The 18480-nt window shown below is 54.2% G+C and carries 16 protein-coding genes; all 16 read left to right on the top strand.

Going from position 1 to position 18480, the window contains the following annotated elements; all coding sequences use genetic code 11:
• Positions 1–157 precede the first annotated feature (157 nt).
• The 16 genes from mraZ to GP475_RS07810 all read left to right on the top strand — a co-directional run bounded on the left by mraZ (position 158) and on the right by GP475_RS07810 (position 18431).
• Positions 158–592, top strand: coding sequence for a division/cell wall cluster transcriptional repressor MraZ (mraZ, locus tag GP475_RS07885; RefSeq protein WP_187973880.1), 435 nt, complete (start codon positions 158–160; stop codon positions 590–592).
• 154 nt (positions 593–746) lie between these two features.
• Positions 747–1751: a 16S rRNA (cytosine(1402)-N(4))-methyltransferase RsmH gene (gene rsmH, locus GP475_RS07880; protein WP_224400567.1), complete on the top strand. Its 1005-nt coding sequence runs from the start codon at positions 747–749 to the stop codon at positions 1749–1751.
• 2 nt (positions 1752–1753) lie between these two features.
• Complete coding sequence (locus GP475_RS07875) at positions 1754–2584, top strand: hypothetical protein (protein WP_187973879.1); 831 nt, start codon at positions 1754–1756, stop codon at positions 2582–2584.
• 18 nt (positions 2585–2602) lie between these two features.
• Positions 2603–4603 (top strand): peptidoglycan D,D-transpeptidase FtsI family protein, encoded by a 2001-nt coding sequence (locus GP475_RS07870; RefSeq protein WP_187973878.1) that lies wholly within the window; start codon positions 2603–2605, stop codon positions 4601–4603.
• A 44-nt stretch (positions 4604–4647) separates the two neighbouring features.
• Entirely contained in the window at positions 4648–6168 is a 1521-nt protein-coding gene (locus tag GP475_RS07865; RefSeq protein ID WP_187973877.1) for a UDP-N-acetylmuramoyl-L-alanyl-D-glutamate--2,6-diaminopimelate ligase, read from the top strand.
• Between the two features lie 3 nt (positions 6169–6171).
• Positions 6172–7710 (top strand): UDP-N-acetylmuramoyl-tripeptide--D-alanyl-D-alanine ligase, encoded by a 1539-nt coding sequence (locus GP475_RS07860; protein ID WP_187973876.1) that lies wholly within the window; start codon positions 6172–6174, stop codon positions 7708–7710.
• Between the two features lie 38 nt (positions 7711–7748).
• The gene (gene mraY / locus GP475_RS07855; RefSeq protein ID WP_187973875.1) at positions 7749–8870 is read left to right on the top strand and encodes a phospho-N-acetylmuramoyl-pentapeptide-transferase; all 1122 of its coding nucleotides are present in this window, start codon (positions 7749–7751) and stop codon (positions 8868–8870) included.
• Positions 8854–10254 carry a UDP-N-acetylmuramoyl-L-alanine--D-glutamate ligase gene (murD, locus tag GP475_RS07850; protein WP_187973874.1) on the top strand — a complete coding sequence of 467 codons (1401 nt, stop codon included), beginning with the start codon at positions 8854–8856 and terminating at the stop codon, positions 10252–10254. Before mraY ends, murD begins: the two co-directional genes overlap by 17 nt.
• A gap of 3 nt (positions 10255–10257) precedes the next feature.
• Complete coding sequence (locus tag GP475_RS07845; protein ID WP_316932476.1) at positions 10258–11709, top strand: peptidoglycan glycosyltransferase FtsW; 1452 nt, start codon at positions 10258–10260, stop codon at positions 11707–11709.
• A complete protein-coding gene (gene murG / locus GP475_RS07840) occupies positions 11706–12800 on the top strand; it encodes an undecaprenyldiphospho-muramoylpentapeptide beta-N-acetylglucosaminyltransferase (protein WP_187973873.1) in 1095 nt (364 codons plus the stop codon). The genes GP475_RS07845 and murG overlap by 4 nt, the downstream gene beginning before the upstream one ends.
• 135 nt (positions 12801–12935) lie before the next feature.
• Complete coding sequence (gene murC / locus GP475_RS07835) at positions 12936–14321, top strand: UDP-N-acetylmuramate--L-alanine ligase (RefSeq protein WP_223144694.1); 1386 nt, start codon at positions 12936–12938, stop codon at positions 14319–14321.
• Positions 14321–15004 (top strand): cell division protein FtsQ/DivIB, encoded by a 684-nt coding sequence (locus GP475_RS07830; RefSeq protein WP_187973872.1) that lies wholly within the window; start codon positions 14321–14323, stop codon positions 15002–15004. Before murC ends, GP475_RS07830 begins: the two co-directional genes overlap by 1 nt.
• Before the next feature lie 178 nt (positions 15005–15182).
• Positions 15183–16463 carry a cell division protein FtsZ gene (ftsZ, locus tag GP475_RS07825; RefSeq protein WP_187973871.1) on the top strand — a complete coding sequence of 427 codons (1281 nt, stop codon included), beginning with the start codon at positions 15183–15185 and terminating at the stop codon, positions 16461–16463.
• Between the two features lie 9 nt (positions 16464–16472).
• A complete protein-coding gene (gene pgeF / locus GP475_RS07820) occupies positions 16473–17201 on the top strand; it encodes a peptidoglycan editing factor PgeF (protein WP_187973870.1) in 729 nt (242 codons plus the stop codon).
• A gap of 4 nt (positions 17202–17205) precedes the next feature.
• Entirely contained in the window at positions 17206–17916 is a 711-nt protein-coding gene (locus GP475_RS07815; protein ID WP_187973869.1) for a YggS family pyridoxal phosphate-dependent enzyme, read from the top strand.
• A gap of 74 nt (positions 17917–17990) precedes the next feature.
• Positions 17991–18431 carry a cell division protein SepF gene (locus GP475_RS07810; protein ID WP_187973868.1) on the top strand — a complete coding sequence of 147 codons (441 nt, stop codon included), beginning with the start codon at positions 17991–17993 and terminating at the stop codon, positions 18429–18431.
• Positions 18432–18480: the final 49 nt, after the last annotated feature.

The raw sequence follows: 18480 nt of genomic DNA, 5'->3' as shown, positions 1-18480 counted from the left end.
GGCAAAATTAAGGGGTGTGTCGAGGTTGATTGTGGGGGAAAGTGGGGTATTGTGGGGCGCAGCGGTGGAGTGATGCTCTCTTGTTAGGGAGAGGCCATCACGCCATAGCGTGAGAAAGTCGATCCGTGTCGTCGAGCGGAGGAGGAGGGTACCGACTGTGTTCTTGGGTACCTACACCCCGAAGCTTGATGACAAGGGAAGACTGACTCTTCCAGCAAAATTCCGTGAGGAATTAGCTGGGGGCCTTACTGTCACGAAGGGGCAAGACCACAGTCTTGCGGTCTATCCCCGGGAGGAGTTCGCAGCTCGCGCTCGTAAAGCAGCAGCGGTCTCGAGGACAAACCCTCAGGCTCGAGCTTTCATTCGAAACCTCGCAGCGAGTGCGGATGAGCAACGGCCTGATAGTCAAGGGCGCATCACCTTATCGGCAGCGCATCGCGAATATGCCGGCTTAGTCAAGGAATGCGTAGTCATCGGCTCAGTGGATTTCTTGGAGATCTGGGATGCAGAATCCTGGTCTCGTTACCAGGAAGAAACCGAAGCTGATTTCTCATCAGCTGACTCGGACGACGTGCTCGGTGGCCTGTTATAAAGGCTCACCTCCACGGAGTGCGTATATGGACTCTGTTCGAGGTTGACACTCTGGTGTACTTCCCCGATATCAGATTGCCCCTCGGACAGGGCCCTATATGCGCCCCGCGCACTTGAAGCAATGAATGGCTTAAGACAACACAGGGGGCATCGCCTTGGAGGACCACACCACCACCGATTATGGCCACGTCCCAGTGCTCAAAGATCGGGTAACCGAACTTCTTAGCCCGGCGATTACGAGGGCAGGTGATAAGGCAGCCATCGTCGATTGCACCCTGGGGGCTGGTGGGCACAGTGAAAACTTTCTGCGGAGATTTCCTCATGCCATTGTGGTGGGGGTAGACCGAGACCCCTCTGCTCTTAGTCAAGCTACTGATCGTCTCCAGCCCTATCGAGATCGGTTCTTCCCGGTGCATGCGCGCTTTGATGACCTTGCTGAAGCAATCCAGGATGATAGTCATCTTCACGAGATATGTGCGTCGGGCATTCACGCTGCGCTTTTTGATCTTGGAGTCTCCTCCATGCAGTTGGACCAGCTGGACCGAGGGTTTGCTTATCGGGCCGATGCTCCGTTGGATATGAGGATGGATCCTAGTTCCGGGATCACCGCAGCTGATGTCCTGAACACCTATGCGCATGGGGATTTGGCGCGGATTTTCAAAACCTATGGTGAAGAACGTTTCGCTGGAAAAATAGCCAGCGCTATTGTTCGGGAGCGAGAAAAAGCCCCCTTTGAGTCTTCGGCGCGTCTCGTGGAATTGCTTTATGCCACGATTCCGGCGGCTACTCGGCGCAGTGGCGGACATCCCGCGAAGAGAACTTTCCAAGCCTTAAGGGTGGAAGTTAACCAGGAATTGGATTCTCTGACGCGGGTGATACCGGTTATGGCAGACCTGCTAGCGCCGGGTGGACGCATGGTTTTTATGTCCTATCAATCATTAGAGGATCGCATCGTCAAGCGATCCTTTAGTGAGCTAACAGCGTCGGCGACGCCACCGGGATTACCGATGGATTTGCCTGGAACAGCTCCACAATTTCGGTTGCTGACCCGTGGTTCTGAAAAAGCCTCGCCGCAAGAGATTGCTGATAATTCACGAGCTGCGCCGGTGAGGGTCCGGGCAATTGAGAAAACGAGCACAGAGTACGGAGGTCAGCGATGACTATGACAACTGGAAGCGATCGCTTCACCCGCACCCGTGCCCGTAGTCGGGAACGGGAGCGAAATAGCTCTCGTCCGAGTGGCACCGTGCGGGGCACTGAACGTCGCTCACATGTAGGGGCGCGTTCCACAACGGCGCCAGGGCGAAGTCGTACAGCTACCCGCAATTGGTCGACCGGGACAGCTTTTGCGCCAGCTCCCTCTCGCCAGCCGTCGAGTCCGTCTCGGCGTCAGCGAGAAACCCCGTCGCGTAAGCAAGGACGGCTTGGGAGCCGTCAGGTGGTGTCCATTCGGGGCCGACAGATTGGCTCTGTTCGAGTAGCGCACCGCTGGGTAAAAATAGCTGGTGCAGCAGTCGCCATGTTAATCAGTGCAATCGGGTTAACAATGTACCTTTCTGGAGTCACCACGCAGCAGGCCTTTGCGCTGCAAGATCTCACGTCCCAGGAATCTCAATTAGAAAATCAGCTGGAAACCTTGCATCGGGATCTTGCGGATAAGTCTTCTGCGTCGGCACTGGCTAAGCAGGCTGCGGAGATGAATATGGTGGTTCCAGTGCAACCTACGGTGCTAGGGCCCGATGCGCATGGTGTGATGGTGGAACAGCGTCCAGGTGACAACACCACACGGCCGGTTATTGATATCAATAGCCAATCAAATTCTCAGCAAACGGCAAGCAGCCGCCCAGAAGACACCCGTAATATGTCTGATCGGTTGGCCGCTGTGCCTCAGGGTGAACGGTTACCGCAGCAGAATGCTCAGACGCAGAACAATGTCACTGGGCAGAATTCCCAAGATCCTGCTCAAGCTCCCTATTCGCCACGTCGACAGTAAGGTTGGTGAGCGTAGGTCGTGACGCCTCCACAGGATGGCAGAGGTCCAGCGGGACGAGGGCGCTCGTCCCGTCGTTCGCCTTATCGAGAGCAACAACCACGTCCTCAGGACAAGGCTCGACGCCTCGGGCCGCGAGTCAAACCCGAAATTCAAACTTTTGGCACTTCTAGACGTGTAGCTGTAGTCGTAACGGTGGTCATTGTTGTGGTGGGACTGCTGATTGGGAGACTCGCCTGGGTTCAGCTGGTGTGGGGTCCCAATTTGCACAACAAGGCAGAACTACAGCGCTCCCGGGTATATACCGAACCAGCTCGTCGTGGGGAAATCGCTGATCGTGATGGGCGTCCGATGGCCTACACCATGCAAGCTCGTTCTCTAACGGTGTCTCCCACTTTGCTTCGGAAAGAGTTGGGGGAGTTAGCTGATCAGCAGATGGCCGCAGAAGGGTTAAATAGCGCTGCCCGGGATCAACAGCGGGACCAACGAGTTGAGCAACAACTCGAAGATATGGCTAAAGGTATTCCGGAGAAAATTAAAGGTGCCACCAATGCTGCTCAAGATCAAGTAAAAAGCGATGACATCCTCAAGAAACTTAAAGAGGATTCCACCTATGAGGTGTTGGTGCGCAATGTCGACCCCGATGTGGCAGCAGAAATCGCTTCCGAATATCACGGGGTGGCGGCAGATCACCAAGACATTCGGCAGTATCCGAACGGCGCTGTTGGGGAAAACGTTATTGGCAAAGTATCTATGGACGGCCAAGGTCAGTTTGGATTTGAAGCCTGGGCAGACTCTACTCTCGGAGGAATCAATGGGCGCAAAACCGAGGACGTGTCGGTCAACGGCCAAGTAATTCCTGGAACATTGAGAGACCAGGTGCCGGCTGTAGATGGAGCAAATGTTGACCTGACTTTGGATCTTGATTTACAAACCTATGTGCAGCAGCAGCTTGAACAAGCGAAGCGAAATTCCGGAGCTCAGGATGCCTCTGCCGTGGTGCTTGATGCTAAGACTGCTGAGGTGTTGGCGATGGCGAACTCAGATACCATTGATCCCAACTCCGAGGTGCAAAAACAGCTAGAACAAGGGCACACCTTTGATAACACCTCGGTATCTCATCCTTTTGAGCCGGGCTCGGTAGCCAAGGTGATTACCGCGGCCGCCACTATTGAGGAAGGGTTGACAACACCGGATGAAGTTCATCAAGTACCTGGCAGCATAGAAATGTCTGGGGTGCGGGTGAATGATGCGTGGCAGCACGGCACGCTGAATCTCACCACTACCGGCATCTTTGGAAAATCCTCCAACGTGGGGACCTTGGAATTGGCGCAGCGTTTAGGGGAGAAAAAATTTGCTGACTATCTTCAACGATTTGGAGTAGGGCAAAGTACCGGTATTGAGTTACCGAACGAATCCCAGGGACTGTATCCTGCCCCAGAGCAGTGGGGTGGAGGTACTTTTGCCAATCTGCCGATTGGTCAGGGCATGTCATGGACCACCTTGCAGATGGCGTCGATTTATCAAACTTTGGCAAATGGTGGAGAAAGGGTCGAGCCTCGAATAATTAAATCTATTACCTCACCCAACGGCCAACAGCAGCCCTTGGATAAACCGAAAACGACGCGGGTGGTCAGCGCGAAGACTGCGCGCACTGTAGTGGATATGTTCCGAGCTGTGTTGCAGCATGATCCGACGGGTGTGCAAAGCGGAACGGCGGGTAATGCTGGGCTTGCGGGTTATCAACTGTCGGGAAAGACGGGAACGGCTCAGAAGGTAGATCCCAAGACGGGGGCCTATTCTCAAAATCAGTTCTGGATTACGTTTGCTGGTATCGCACCGGCTGATGATCCCCGTTATGTCATAGCTATCATGCTTGATGAACCTCATCGCGGAGTTCACGGAGAAGGGGGACAGTCTGCAGCTCCACTATTTACCGATATCGCATCCTGGCTTTTAGACCGAGATAATGTGCCGCCGTCACCACCGATGGAGGGGCAATTGGTGTTGCAAGCGAATTAATACTCTGTCCTCAAAAATATCTGTTACCCAAGGAGATCAGTACGATGGCGACAAAACTTTCCACCCTGGTGGACTTAGCTGGCGGTAGGCTCGAGAACGCTGACCGCAGCCAAGATTTGCTTATCCATGACATCGGACTAGACTCCTCCCGGCTACCAGAGGGTGGCCTTTTCGCGGCCCTGCCAGGCACGCGCACCCATGGTGCTCGCTATGCTCATAACACCCCAGCCGCGGCGATCTTAAGCGATGAAACTGGGGCGAAGATTCTTCGGGAGCAAGGGGACACTCGCCCAGTAATCATCGTTGAGGACGTTCGCGCTATTTTGGGTGTGCTCGCTGCAGAGATCTATCAGCACCCTTCTCGAGAGTTCACGCTGATTGGGATTACCGGCACCTCAGGAAAAACCACGACCAGCTATCTTTTAGAAGCCGGGTTAAGAAAAGCGGGCTGTAGCGTCGGACTTATTGGGACCACAGGAACTCGGATTAATGGAAATCCGGTTGATACCCCATTAACCACCCCGGAAGCACCTATGCTGCAGCATCTCTTCCGACACATGGCAGATTCCGGAGTTACTCACGTAGTCATGGAAGTATCTAGCCATGCTCTAGCCCTCGGCCGAGTAGATGGTAGCGCATTTGACGTGGCGGTTTTTAGCAACTTATCTCAAGATCACCTCGATTTTCACCCCACCATGGAGGATTATTTCGAAGCGAAAGCACGTTTTTTCCACCCCGCATCCAGTGTGCGAGCTCAGCACAGCATCATCTGTGTTGATGATGACTGGGGGCAGCGTATGGCCGATATTGCGATAGACCCACTCCGGGTGTCCGGGGGTCCGCAGCATCACGAAGCAAATATCTGGGTTTCCGATGTGGAGGTTGAACCACAGGGCGGACAAAATTTCTTACTCCACCTAGGTGCTCAAGAACTTCCTGTTCACATGCCATTACCTGGTGCTTTCAATATCACGAACGCAGCATTGGCCCTAGCTACAGCCGCCACGGTGGGAGCGGATGTAGCGGCGGTAGCCTCCGGTATTGCTGAAGTAGCAGTACCCGGCCGAATGGAAAGAATAGACCAGGGGCAAGACTTTATTGCCGTTGTTGACTACGCTCACAAACCCGCTGCGGTAGCGGCAGTCTTGGATACTCTTCGGAAACAAACGGAAAAAAGAATCGGAATAGTTCTCGGGGCCGGAGGGGATCGGGATAAAGCAAAGCGACCGATGATGGGGGAGGCAGCAGCTCAGCGCGCCGATCTTGTGATTATTAGTGATGACAATCCTCGAACGGAAGATCCAGCAACCATTCGAGAGGCGGTGGCCGCCGGGGCTCGCCAAGTACACCAAGGTGCGGAAATTCGGATTATCGGGGATCGACATAAGGCCATTAGGGAATTAGTGGCGTGGGCACAACCCGGCGACGCTGTAATTGTTGCTGGCAAAGGGCATGAAACCGGACAGCTTATAGGCACAACTACACATCACTTTGATGACCGAGAAGAAATGCGCACTGCTTTGGAGCTGCGAGGATTTCAGGCGGCAACAGGGAAGGAGGACTAGTCCATGATTGAGCTGAGTCTAAAAGAAATTGCAGACATCGTTGGTGGCCGGCTAGATCAGGTCACCGACCCAGACCACGTCATCACCGGGGCAGTGGAGTTTGACTCCCGAAAAATCTCGCTCGGGGATCTTTTTATTGCCTTACCCGGAGCTCGAGTAGACGGGCACGATTTTGCCGCCCAAGCGGTGCACCAAGCAGGGGCGACGGCGGTACTTGCGGCTCGACCCGTAGGAGTACCGGCCATTATTGTTGAACCCCGCGGCCCAGCTTCAGGAAACGCGGAAGCTTTTGCTCACGACGAGGACGGTTCAGCAAGCGCGGTCATTGGGGCGTTATCTTCACTAGCTCGCGAAGTTATGCGCAGACTAGTGAAAGAGGGATTAACAATCATCGGGATTACTGGCTCAGCCGGCAAAACCTCCACGAAGGATCTAGTAGCCAAAGTGGTATCCCACGCCGGACCCACCATCGCACCACCGGGCTCTTTTAATAATGAACTGGGCCATCCCTACACTGCATTGCGCTGCACTAAGGACACGAAATTCCTGGTCGCGGAAATGTCTGCGCGTGGTTTAGGGCATATCACTCATCTCGCGCACATCGCACCACCCCACATCGGCGTCGTACTCAATGTGGGTTCCGCTCACTTGGGGGAATTTGGATCACGCCAAAACATCGCCCAAGCAAAAGGGGAATTAGTTGCTGCGCTACCTGAGGACGGAATAGCGATCCTCAACGCCGATGATCCCTTTGTTATCGGCATGAGCGCCCGGACTACCGCAAAGGTAGTGTCCTACTCCGTAGCTACTCCACCGGCTGTCGACGCTGATATTTACGCCAGCAACATTGATCTCGATGATATCGCTCGTGCCGCTTTTGACCTCCACCTGCCAAGGGAAGAAACCCGCAGAGTCCACCTGGGAGTTTTTGGTGCCCACCAGGTATCCAATGCCTTGGCGGCGGCAGCCGTCGGACAATATTGCGGCTTGGGGATGGCCGACATTGTGACGGCCTTAGAGGAAGCAAAGCCTGCCTCAGCACACCGCATGGATGTTCACACTCGAGGCGATGGTGTCACCGTCATCAATGACTCCTACAATGCAAACCCGGAGTCTATGCGCGCCGGAATCGCGGCACTAGCCTATACCGCTAGCGCCCGCCCAGACGCTCACAGCTTTGCTGTCTTAGGAGAAATGGGTGAACTCGGCGAAGAATCCGTGGCAGAACATGTGGCGCTGGCCACCGAACTGGCGAGATTTCACATCACGGAGCTCATCGCGGTGGATCCGAATGATGGTGAATGCTGTAGGGCAATGTGTGAGGCAGCAACCCGAGAGGGTATAAATACTGAGATTGCCTTGAGCGTGGATGAAGCGATGGAAATATTGCGGAACAAACTCAATCCCAAGGATGTGGTGTTGGTCAAGGCTTCCAACGCGCAGCGACTGTGGCAAGTTGCTGAAGCCTTGATGGCAGATTGCCCCGCCCCCGCAGCAACTCCTCATGGCGCCAATCCTGGGCCCCATAATCCAGGAAAATAGCGAATTAGAGACAGTGGCAAGGAGAGTCAGGAACCCCCATGACCCAAATTATTATCGCCGGAATGGTCAGCTTCCTGGTGGCGATATTCGTTACCCCGATGCTGATTCGGTGGTTTTCTGCGGAAGGTTTCGGGCAGGAAATCCGGGATGACGGTCCACGAAGTCACCTCAGAAAACGTGGCACACCCACCATGGGCGGGCTTGCGATCCTACTCGGTATCACGGTGGCCTATGTGGTGGTGGGACTATACGGAATAGTCATTGGAGGCGGCGGCTTTAGCGCCTCCGGGTTATTAGTCTTGGGCTTGACTCTTGGACTGGGCTTCTTAGGTTTCCTGGATGATTTCATTAAGCTGTTCCGCCACCGGAATCTAGGGCTGAATAAAAAAGCGAAGCTGATCGGCCAATTCGTGGTCGCCATCGTATTCGGGATTCTTATTCTCCAGTTCCCTGATGCCCACGACCTCACCCCTGGGTCAACCAGATTGTCCTTTATTCGGGATATGGAAACCTTTGACCTGGCGCTAGGTGGCGGAATAATCGGGATGATTATTTTTCTCGTCTTTATTTATATTCTGATTAGTGCCTGGTCTAATGCGGTCAACCTCACCGATGGCTTAGATGGATTAGCCGCGGGAACTACCGCCTTTGTGCTCTCTGCCTATGCCGTTCTCACGTTCTGGCAATTCCGAAACTCTTGTGCTCATCAAGTAGTCGGAGGGTGCTACCAGGTTCGTGACCCACTGGACCTATCCGTCTTAGCTGCTGCCGGACTGGGGGCTTGTCTAGGTTTCCTGTGGTGGAATGCGGCACCTGCGAAGATTTTCATGGGTGATACTGGTTCACTCGCACTCGGGGGCTTAGTTGCTGGACTCTCGGTAACGACGCGCACCGAATTACTCATGATTATCATTGGAGCGCTTTTCGTCATGGAAGCCGCATCAGTAGTCATTCAGGTGGCGGTATTTAAAACAACAGGCAAGCGTTTCTTCCGGATGGCACCTATCCACCATCACTTTGAAAACGGTGGTTGGGCGGAAACCACTGTGGTCATCCGATTCTGGCTTATTGCTGCCATGGCGGTGATCATTGGGACCAGCATTTTCTACGGGGAATGGCTGAGCACCGGAGGAGTGATGATTAATGAAATCGCTGGTTAGTAGCGGTCAGTCCCTGATGATTGTCGGCGGGGGTGTGAGCGGACGCAGCTGCCTTGAACTCTTGACCCGCTTTTCTCACCCCCTGGTTGTGGTGGATAACGATCCGCTGATTCGTGAGCAATGTCAGGCTTTAGCTCCACACCAGGTCAGCGCAGTGGACTCTACTGAAGCTGTGCAGCAGCTAGACGATATCGGGTTAATTATTACCTCACCTGGGTGGCGGCCAGATACTCCCTTATTTCAGGCGGCTGCTGAGAAAGGGATAGAAATTGTTGGCGACGTCGAACTTGCGTGGCGGTTGGATCGCGCCGGGACTTTTGGTGAGCCGCGTCGTTGGCTGGGGATAACCGGTACGAACGGGAAATCCACCACCACTGCCATGCTGGCTGGGATTATGAAGGAAGTAGATCCTGCCACCTTAGCGGTGGGAAATATTGGCATGGCAGTCAGTGAAGCTCTACGTGTTCCCGAGCGAATTAACACTTTGGTGGTAGAGCTATCAAGTTTTCAACTCTATTGGTGCTCCACGCTTGCCCCGGACTGCGGTGCGGTTCTGAATCTGGCTGAAGACCATCTTGATTGGCATGGCGGAATGGACAACTACGCCATGTCGAAAATGTTTTTATTGAATTCCACAATCGGAATCGCCGGGATAGATGATCCCACGGTACGGAAATACCTTCATCGCTTCGGCCATGATCATGATGTGATAGGTTTTAGCGCCCACCCGCCACAACCAGGTCAAGTGGGGGTAGAGCACGGCAGAATTATTGATTACACCGGGTCTGAGCCGGTAGTTTTAGCCTCGGCAGAAGGAATTGATCCTCCCGGTCCGGCTGGTGTCCTTGACGCGGTTGCTGCGGCAGCAATGGCCTACCAATGTGGTGCTCAGCCGGAACATATTCAGCGAGGTCTCCAGAATTTCCAGGTTGCTAGTCACCGGGGACAAGTTATTTTTGATTCTCACGGCATCAGAGCCATTGATAATTCAAAGGCCACCAACCCCCATGCTGCTCATTCGGCCTTGTCTGGAGTAGACAATATCCTGTGGTTTGGCGGGGGGCAATTAAAAGGGGCTGACGTCCAGCCGCTGCTCACTGAGCATGTGCCTCGGATCCGAGCCGCCTTCCTCTTAGGAGCAGATCGACATCTCATCGCCAAAGTATTGAGGAAGATCTCTCCTGATCTGCCTGTCGTTATTAGTGAATCCACTGATCCAGAAGCTGCCATGAAGGAACTGGTGGCTGCCTCCGCGACCATAGCGCAACCGGGCGATACGTTGGTTTTGGCGCCGGCCGCGGCCTCCCTGGACATGTTTCAGGGAATGGGGCATCGCGGAGATGTGTTCCACCAAGCTGTCTACGATGTTTATTCAGGGAGCTAAACCATGAGCACCGCAAGTGTCACGCGACGTCCACAGCAAGGAAGAATCGCCGGGCTCGTTCACGGCCTGCGGCAATGGATAGAATCCTCACCGACCATCGACTACTTGATGATCCGCATTATGGTCTTTACGTTGACCGCTATCGGCGTAGTCATGGTCTTTTCCTCCTCAATGACGTGGTCGGTGATTGGGGGAGATTCGGTGTGGACCTCAGCACTACGTCAGTGCGCCATGGTGGCTGTGGGCTTGGTGCTGTTTTGGGTATGCCTGTGTCTTCGGATGACGATGATTCGCCGTTTGTCCGGGGCCCTTTTAGCAGTCTCCGTATTGCTATTGGTTGCGGTACTTATCCCCGGAATCGGCACCGGTTTAGAAGAGGTGGGGTCCCAATCCTGGATTGCACTGGGATCATTGCGTCTTCAGCCCTCGGAGGTAGCCCGAGTCGCCATCGCCTTGTGGGGAGCTCACTACTTAGCCGGTGCCGGACAAGACCCCGCTGAACGCCGCAAACGCATGGTGGTTTTTTGCGGAGTCGGTTTTGGCATGGGTTTGTTGATCCTGGCTGAGCGAGACCTTGGCATGGCTTTATCTTTCACCGTCGTGGTGATTTTATTGCTCATTTTTGTGGGACTGCAGCGTTCCTTCCTCCTAGGCATGATTGTGGTTGGCCTGCTGGGGATGGTTGGCGTCTTGCTTGGGGGTGGCTACCGCTCCCAACGGTTCCTGGTATATTTTGCTGCACTCTTTGGGAACTTCGATGACACCCAAACCAATGGCTATCAAACACACCAAGGGTTTCTTTCCCTGGCAGATGGTGGCTTATTAGGAGTAGGCCTGGGACAATCTCGAGCCAAGTGGTTTTATCTTCCCGAAGCAAAAAATGACTTCATTTTCGCCATTATCGGCGAAGAAATGGGGTTGTGGGGAGGAGCCTTAGTCATCCTGTTATTCGGGCTCTTGGGGTATTTCGGGCTTCGGGTTGCACGTCGCTCCCACGATGACTTTCGTGCCTTGGCTGCAGCCACGCTGAGTGCTGGTGTCGTTGTTCAGGCTTTTACCAATATCAGTTATGTGATCGGCATTCTCCCCGTGACAGGTATTCAGCTTCCTTTAATTTCGGCTGGTGGTACGTCGGTCATTGTCACCCTGGTGTCGATGGGTGTGTTAGCTAATTGTGCCCGTCATGAACCCGAAGCCGTATCATCCATGCAGAATTATGGTCGGCCCTTTTTTGATCGCCTATTCCGAATTCCTGAACCGGCAGCAGAAGGCCCGGTGGTGCGCCGATCTCACAAGGAAGGACGCCGAGAAGGCGCTGCCGATAGTATTCGACGGGGAGCTCAGCGTCCCCGACCTCGTCCAGTGACCCGGAGACGGGAAACCCCGGCTCGCGGTGGTAGCGTCAGGACGGAACGTCGAGATGACCGCTACCGCGAACCGCGCGGAAGGAGATGACCACAGTGGGAAAGACGAAGCCTTCCATTGTCGTAGCTGGTGGCGGAACCGCCGGCCATATTGAACCAGCTTTAGCTGTAGCCGATGCTTTGCGGGAAAAATACGATGCCACGGTTACTGCTTTGGGCACTCATCGGGGTTTAGAAGTGACCTTAGTTCCGGAGCGTGGCTATGATCTGCGCCTCATTGATCCGGTTCCTGTACCTCGGAAACTGTCCCCCCGGATGCTGAGTTTGCCAGCCAAGGTAGGGCGGGCAGTTCGCCAGACTCGTGCGATTGTGCGAGACGTGAATGCTGACGCGCTGATCGGTTTCGGCGGCTATGTTGCCGCCCCAGCCTATCTGGCAGCTCGAAGCGAGAAACTACCATTTTTTGTCCACGAAGCTAATGCCCGCGCTGGATTAGCGAACAAGCTAGGAGTTCGATTAGGAGGAGTGGGGTTAAACGCTGTTCCCGGCTCCGGTATGCCAGGTGATGTGGTCGGAATCCCTATTCGCTCCAATTTGGGTGGCCGCCGCGACGGAGGAGATGCTCAGCGCGGACGAGAAAAGTGGGGTTTAGCGGAGCAGCGGCAGACGTTGTTGATTACTGGTGGGTCCCAAGGCGCAAAAAGGATTAACGACGCCGTGGCAGGTGCGGTGGAAACGTTGGTCGACAAGGGAATCCAGGTGCTTCATGCCTATGGGCCGCGAAATGACGCGCCGAAGGAGAAACTTGATGGGTATGTTGCGGTTCCTTATATCGATGACATGCCGGCAGCGTATGCCGTGGCAGATCTTATTGTGTGCCGGGCTGGGGCTATGACAGTTGCCGAGGTTACTGCCGCAAATCTGCCGGCGGTTTATATTCCGTTGCCGCACGGTAACGGTGAACAGGGCTTAAATGCTAGAGACGCGGTTCGCGCTGGGGCAGCCCGGGTGGTCCGAGACGCAGATTTTGACTCTGCTGAATTAGAACGGCAAGTCGTAGGCATTCTCAACGATGCTTCGGTTTATAACGCGATGGCTTCGGCTGCTGGGCGAGTAGGGGCAGGCGATGTCGCTGCCCAGATAGCCGATCGCATTATCAGTGCTGTGGATTCCTCAACCTAGATGCTCAGTCTCAATTAGACTCAAGAATGTTTTGCCGATCGATTAAGGAGTTCGCGCGTGACTACCACCCCTAACCCCCTGAGCCAACACATCGATTTGAGCCGAGTACACCTAGTAGGAATTGGCGGCTCAGGAATGTCCGGGGTAGCTCGCATCCTTCTTGACCGAGGGTCAGTAGTCTCCGGCTCAGATGCCAAGGAATCTCGTCCGTTGTTGGCTTTACGCTCAATGGGAGCGAAAATCGCACTTGGTCATGATGCGTCGAACCTCACTTTAAGCGGACAGCTTCCCAGTGTGGTTGCCACATCCTTTGCTGCTATTCCGGACGACAACCCAGAATTGGTGGCTGCCCGCCAGGCTGGTATCCCGGTGATTCGCCGTTCTGATTTACTTGCCGAGCTTATGTCGGGGTCCACAGAGATCCTTATCGCTGGAACTCATGGGAAAACGTCCACCACGTCGATGGCGGTAGTGGCTATGCAAGAAGCCGGTATGGACCCTAGTTTCGCTATCGGAGGGCAGTTAAATCGCGCCGGTACCAATGCGCATAACGGCACCGGAACCTGCTTTGTAGCCGAAGCCGATGAGTCTGATGGTTCCTTTTTGCGCTACTCCCCAGACATTGCGGTGGTTACGAATATAGAGCCAGATCACCTTAATTACTTTGGCACGCCAGAAGCCTATTTCGAGGTTTTTGAGAAGTTCAGCGAAAGATTAACCCCGGATGGACATCTTGTGGTGTGTCTTGATGACCCTCGCGCCGCAGCTCTAGGTGAACGTGCCCAAGCGCGTGGAATTACTGTCCACGGGTATGGCACGACGTCCGCAGCTGCTCAACATCCAGAGCTGACATATAGCGCTCAAGTTCTAGAGCAGGCGGTGGATACTTCCGGCACCGTAGCAAAGCTCCGGGTGTTAGGCGAAGAAGTTACTGTTCGGCTGCAGATCCCTGGTCAGCATATGGTGCTCAATGGGGCAGCGGCGTTATTGGCTGGGGCTTTAGCTGGTGGAGACCTCAAGCGGCTGGTTGCTGGTCTCACTAGCTTCACCGGGGTGCGGCGCAGGTTTGAATACCACGGAACGGTTACTGCTGCCAGCGCTCAGGGGGCAAAAGTCTACGATGACTATGCTCATCATCCCACTGAAGTTAAAGCGGTGCTGGATGCGGCTCGGGAGAAATTAGCTGCGGAGGGTGGTGGAAAAATCACTGCGATTTTCCAACCGCATCTGTATTCTCGCACCATCGAGTTTGCGCGAGAGTTTGCCGAGGCACTATCACTAGCCGATAATGTTGTGGTTCTGGAAATCTACGGAGCTCGGGAGGATCCAATAGAAGGAATAACCTCTCGAGTGATTACCGATCAGGTATCAGCCGCCACCGTTAGGTATGAGCCGGATTTTTCGGCAGTACCCAAGGTAGTGAAACAACTCAGCGAACCGGGTGACCTTATTCTGACTATCGGGGCAGGAACGGTGACGCTTCTTGCTGATGCTATTTTGCGGGAGTTCGAAGAAGAATAATGAACATTCCTTTCGCGCTGCCGTCGTTGCGAAAAACCCTCCTGATAGTGGGAAGCCTCGTTGCGGTTCTCCTTATCGCTGCCGGGGTTTTGTTACTTACCCCGATACTGGCGGTTCGCACCATCGAGGTCAATGGAGCTGAGCATAGTGATGTTGCTGAGATCCAAAACCAAAGCGGAATCACAGTGGGAGATAATCTCCTGCGACTTGATACCTCGAAGGCTGCTCAGGCTGTGGCGCAGATACCGTGGGTGCGTTCAGTGACGGTATCTCGGGTACTTCCCAGTACGGCCCGCATTGACATCACCGAGCGGCAAGCTCCGCTTTACCGAGATGACAACGGCCAGCACAATCTTATTGACGAAAACGGTGATGTTTTTTTCACTGCTGAACCACCGCAAGGTTCGGTCGCCGTTACTGGATCTGGTTCCCATAACCAGGAGGTTCTTCAATCCTTAGCACAGGCTATATCCACCATTCCGGAGAACCTTCGTGGCAATATCGGACATGCGGATATTAATGACAATGGCAGTATCACCTTGTATCTCAAAGATAATCGCACCGTATATTGGGGAGCTCCAGAAAATAATCAGAATAAAGCTATTGCTTTGGAATCTGTGTTGACTTTTCCAGATGGGAATTGGAATATCTCGAATCCGGGACTCATCACCCGCAGAAATTAGCTAAAACCGCAGGCCACAACCTTAAAGTAAAGGTTTAGGGTAGCGACACGCCGTAGGAAATACCCGACAAATGTGTCCTCGTTCCTCCATGATGGAGGGGATCGGTTTTACGTTTCGGCGTAACCATTCATATCAATCCTTATCAAGACTTTTCATCGGAAAGGCGAGAGAGCCAGCAATGAATTCCCCGAACCAATCCCTCGCCGTCATCAAGGTCATCGGTGTCGGTGGCGGCGGCGGCAATGCTGTTAACCGCATGATCGAGGAAGGCCTCAAGGGCGTCGAGTTCATCACAGTAAACACCGACTCCCAGGTGCTGATGTTCTCTGATGCAGATGTCAAACTCGATATTGGCCGCGAAACAACTCGCGGCTTAGGTGCCGGAGCCGACCCGGAGGTTGGGCGAGCTGCCGCCGAAGAGCATAAGGCGGAAATTGAGGAGATTCTCAAAGGCGCCGACATGGTTTTTGTGACCGCGGGGGAAGGCGGTGGAACAGGCACCGGTGCAGCTCCAGTGGTTGCCGGTATTGCGAAGAAGCAAGGGGCTTTGACCGTCGGGGTTGTTACCCGTCCCTTCAAGTTTGAGGGGCGACGCCGTAACCGTCAGGCGATGGAGGGAATTGAGAAACTTCGCGAAGTGTGTGACACCGTGGTGGTGATTCCCAATGATCGACTCATGCAGCTCGGTGATGAAAACCTATCTATGGTGGACGCCTTCCACGCCGCCGATGAAGTGCTACACAACGGTGTGAAAGGTATCTCAGACCTTATCACCAACCCTGGGTTAATTAACGTGGACTTCGCTGATGTTCGCTCTGTCATGGAGGGTGCCGGCTCAGCCCTAATGGGTGTGGGAAGTTCCAGTTCTGATAACCGAATTGTGGATGCTGCACTGCAAGCCATTAATTCTCCGCTGTTGGAATCCAGCATGGATGGGGCTACCAGACTGCTCCTCTCAGTTGCGGGTGGTTCCGACATGGGAATGAACGAGGTGGGTGAGGCGACCTCGTTGATCGAGGAAAAGACCGATGAAGACGCCCACATCATTTTCGGTGCTACCGTTGATGACAATTTGGGCGATGAAGTGCGCGTGACCATTATTGCCACTGGGTTTGATGAATCTAATGCTGGTAATGCGGCACCGGAGCCAAGCCGAAAAGAGCAGTCTGCGGCCCCAGCAACGGAGTCTGAGCGAGAAACTCCACGGGATAATCCCACCCCAGCGCCTGCCCATAGCCATGACTCTCTGTTTGGACATGCGGAGCCAGAGGAGCGTCGGGACAGTCAAAGTTATCGAGATAATCGAGACAGCTTGAGCGGCCGCCATCACCTTGATGAGCGTCCCCGAGAAGAGCGCTCACGACGAGGAGGAATGTTTACCTCAGCCGATGATTATCGACCGTCTCGCCGTGACGATGAGGATGATTTTGACATTGATCTTCCTCCTATGATGCGTTAAGGAACCATAATGAGCTCGGTTGATCCGTGCAGCCGCCCCGTCCGCAAGGTTTTTACTCATCGTGCGGGCGGGGTTTCCGCTGCCCCCTATGATTCTTTTAATTTAGGCGACCACGTTGGTGATGACCCTGAAGCAGTTCGCGCTAATCGTGCTCGTCTCGCCGCGGTTCTTGGACTGGAACCAGGACAGTTGGTGTGGATGGAACAACTCCACACCAACCGGATCAGCGTGGTAGAAGAAGCCCAGGAAACTCCGGTAGCGGCCACAGATGGAATCGTGACTACCCAACGGGGGTTAGCGCTGTGCGTCATGGTGGCCGACTGCGTCCCTGTGTTGTTGTCTGATCATGAGGCTGGAGTTATCGCCGCTGTCCATGCTGGACGGCCAGGCGCTCGAAATGGCATTGTGAAAAACGCTATTGAGTGCATGTGTCAGCTAGGGGCCCGGCCGGAGGATGTTCATGCTTTGCTCGGCCCAGCTGCTTCAGGGGAAAACTATGAAGTGCCCGAGGCACTGGCTGCTGACGTCGAACAACACCTGCCAGGATCCAGGTGCACGACGCGGCGCGGAACACCCGGATTAGATATTCGAGCTGGGTTAGTCCATCAATTAGCCCACATGGGAGTGCGAGCCATTGATGTCGATCCCCGATGCACCATCGCTGATCATCAGTTCTTCTCCTATCGCCGAGAAAAAACCACTGGTCGGCAAGTAGGTGTGGTGTGGTTACCGGAGTAAAAGCATGAGTCGATATGAAGAAATTGAGCAAGGACTACGGGCTGTCCAAGCGCAAATAGCAAGGGCCTGCCAGCAGGCTGGGCGTGACATTGACAGTGTGACGTTACTACCAGTAACGAAGTTCCACCCCGTCAGCGACATTGCAATTCTCCAGCAGCTGGGGATCACTGAGGTAGGGGAGAATCGGGAACAAGAAGCGCGGAAAAAAGCCAGCGAACTTCCGAGCTTGCGTTTCTCCATGATTGGTCACATCCAATCAAAGAAGTGCAACGCTGTAGCCCGTTGGGCAGATAGCGTCCACAGTCTTGACTCGCTTAAACTCGTTGAGGGTTTAGATCGCGGAGTTCAGCGTGCCATTGATGCTGGCGAGCGCTCGGAAAATCACACCGAGTTAAACTGTTTCGTGCAATGGAGCGCGGACGGTGACACCAGCCGTGGCGGAGCGCCAACAACTGATCTGCGGTATCTTGCCGAAGCTATTATGCAGACGTCTCATCTGAAACTTTCTGGGTTGATGGTTGTGCCTCCTCGTGAGGTGCCCGCCAGATCCGTTTTTGATCAAGCCCAGCAACTGCGGATGGAGTTGGCTGAAGAATTTCACCAAGACCTACAACTATCAGCCGGAATGAGCGCAGATCTCGATGACGCAATTGCGGCAGGTTCAAATATTGTGCGTGTCGGTACAGCTATTCTTGGACAACGGCCGCTAGCCTGAATCTCAATACATAAATGGGGAGTAAAAAGTCCCCGGTTCCACCGTGAAGTCAAGCCATACAAAAGGGGAAGAACATGTCTTTCATCCAGAGCACCAAGGAATTCTTTGGGCTTGGTCCTGCTCCGGTCGATGTTGATGATGCTTATTACGATGATGAGCCGGATTACCGTCGGTCAGACGATCCGATGAATTATGATTCCCGCCGGGAGCGCGAGTATGACGCTCCTCGGGTGGCCGAGCCGCGTCGCTATACTCCCTCGGTGTTAGCTATGGAGCTGCACAGCTACACCGAAGCGTCCCGCATTGGGGAACCGTTCCGCGATGGCGATGCCATTGTTTTTGATCTCACTCGGATGGAACACGGAGAGGCCCGTCGAGTCATTGATTTCGCCGCTGGGCTGTGCTTTGGTTTACGTGGTCAGATGAAGAAACTGGATCGCCTGGTTTTTGCTATCATTCCCGAAGGTGCGACAGTCTCTACCTATGAGCTGGATCGCGCTCTGCGCCTGCGTTAGAACAATAAACTGTGGAACCGGGCTTGAGCGGATAACTGGGTTCGACGCC

The organism is Corynebacterium poyangense, assembly GCF_014522205.1.
GTDB lineage: Bacteria > Actinomycetota > Actinomycetes > Mycobacteriales > Mycobacteriaceae > Corynebacterium > Corynebacterium poyangense.
The sequence above is the reverse complement of the archived record's forward strand: the minus strand, read 5'-3'. Positions and strand labels throughout refer to the sequence as shown.

Coding starts and splice junctions, on each gene's coding strand:
- GP475_RS07845 (WP_316932476.1), top strand. CDS start 10,258: ATGAGCACCGCAAGTGTCACGCGACGTCCACAGCAAGGAAGAATCGCC.
- murD (WP_187973874.1), top strand. CDS start 8,854: ATGAAATCGCTGGTTAGTAGCGGTCAGTCCCTGATGATTGTCGGCGGG.
- murG (WP_187973873.1), top strand. CDS start 11,706: ATGACCACAGTGGGAAAGACGAAGCCTTCCATTGTCGTAGCTGGTGGC.
- murC (WP_223144694.1), top strand. CDS start 12,936: ATGTCCGGGGTAGCTCGCATCCTTCTTGACCGAGGGTCAGTAGTCTCC.
- GP475_RS07830 (WP_187973872.1), top strand. CDS start 14,321: ATGAACATTCCTTTCGCGCTGCCGTCGTTGCGAAAAACCCTCCTGATA.
- ftsZ (WP_187973871.1), top strand. CDS start 15,183: ATGAATTCCCCGAACCAATCCCTCGCCGTCATCAAGGTCATCGGTGTC.
- GP475_RS07875 (WP_187973879.1), top strand. CDS start 1,754: ATGACAACTGGAAGCGATCGCTTCACCCGCACCCGTGCCCGTAGTCGG.
- GP475_RS07810 (WP_187973868.1), top strand. CDS start 17,991: ATGTCTTTCATCCAGAGCACCAAGGAATTCTTTGGGCTTGGTCCTGCT.
- pgeF (WP_187973870.1), top strand. CDS start 16,473: ATGAGCTCGGTTGATCCGTGCAGCCGCCCCGTCCGCAAGGTTTTTACT.
- GP475_RS07815 (WP_187973869.1), top strand. CDS start 17,206: ATGAGTCGATATGAAGAAATTGAGCAAGGACTACGGGCTGTCCAAGCG.
- mraY (WP_187973875.1), top strand. CDS start 7,749: ATGACCCAAATTATTATCGCCGGAATGGTCAGCTTCCTGGTGGCGATA.
- GP475_RS07865 (WP_187973877.1), top strand. CDS start 4,648: ATGGCGACAAAACTTTCCACCCTGGTGGACTTAGCTGGCGGTAGGCTC.
- GP475_RS07860 (WP_187973876.1), top strand. CDS start 6,172: ATGATTGAGCTGAGTCTAAAAGAAATTGCAGACATCGTTGGTGGCCGG.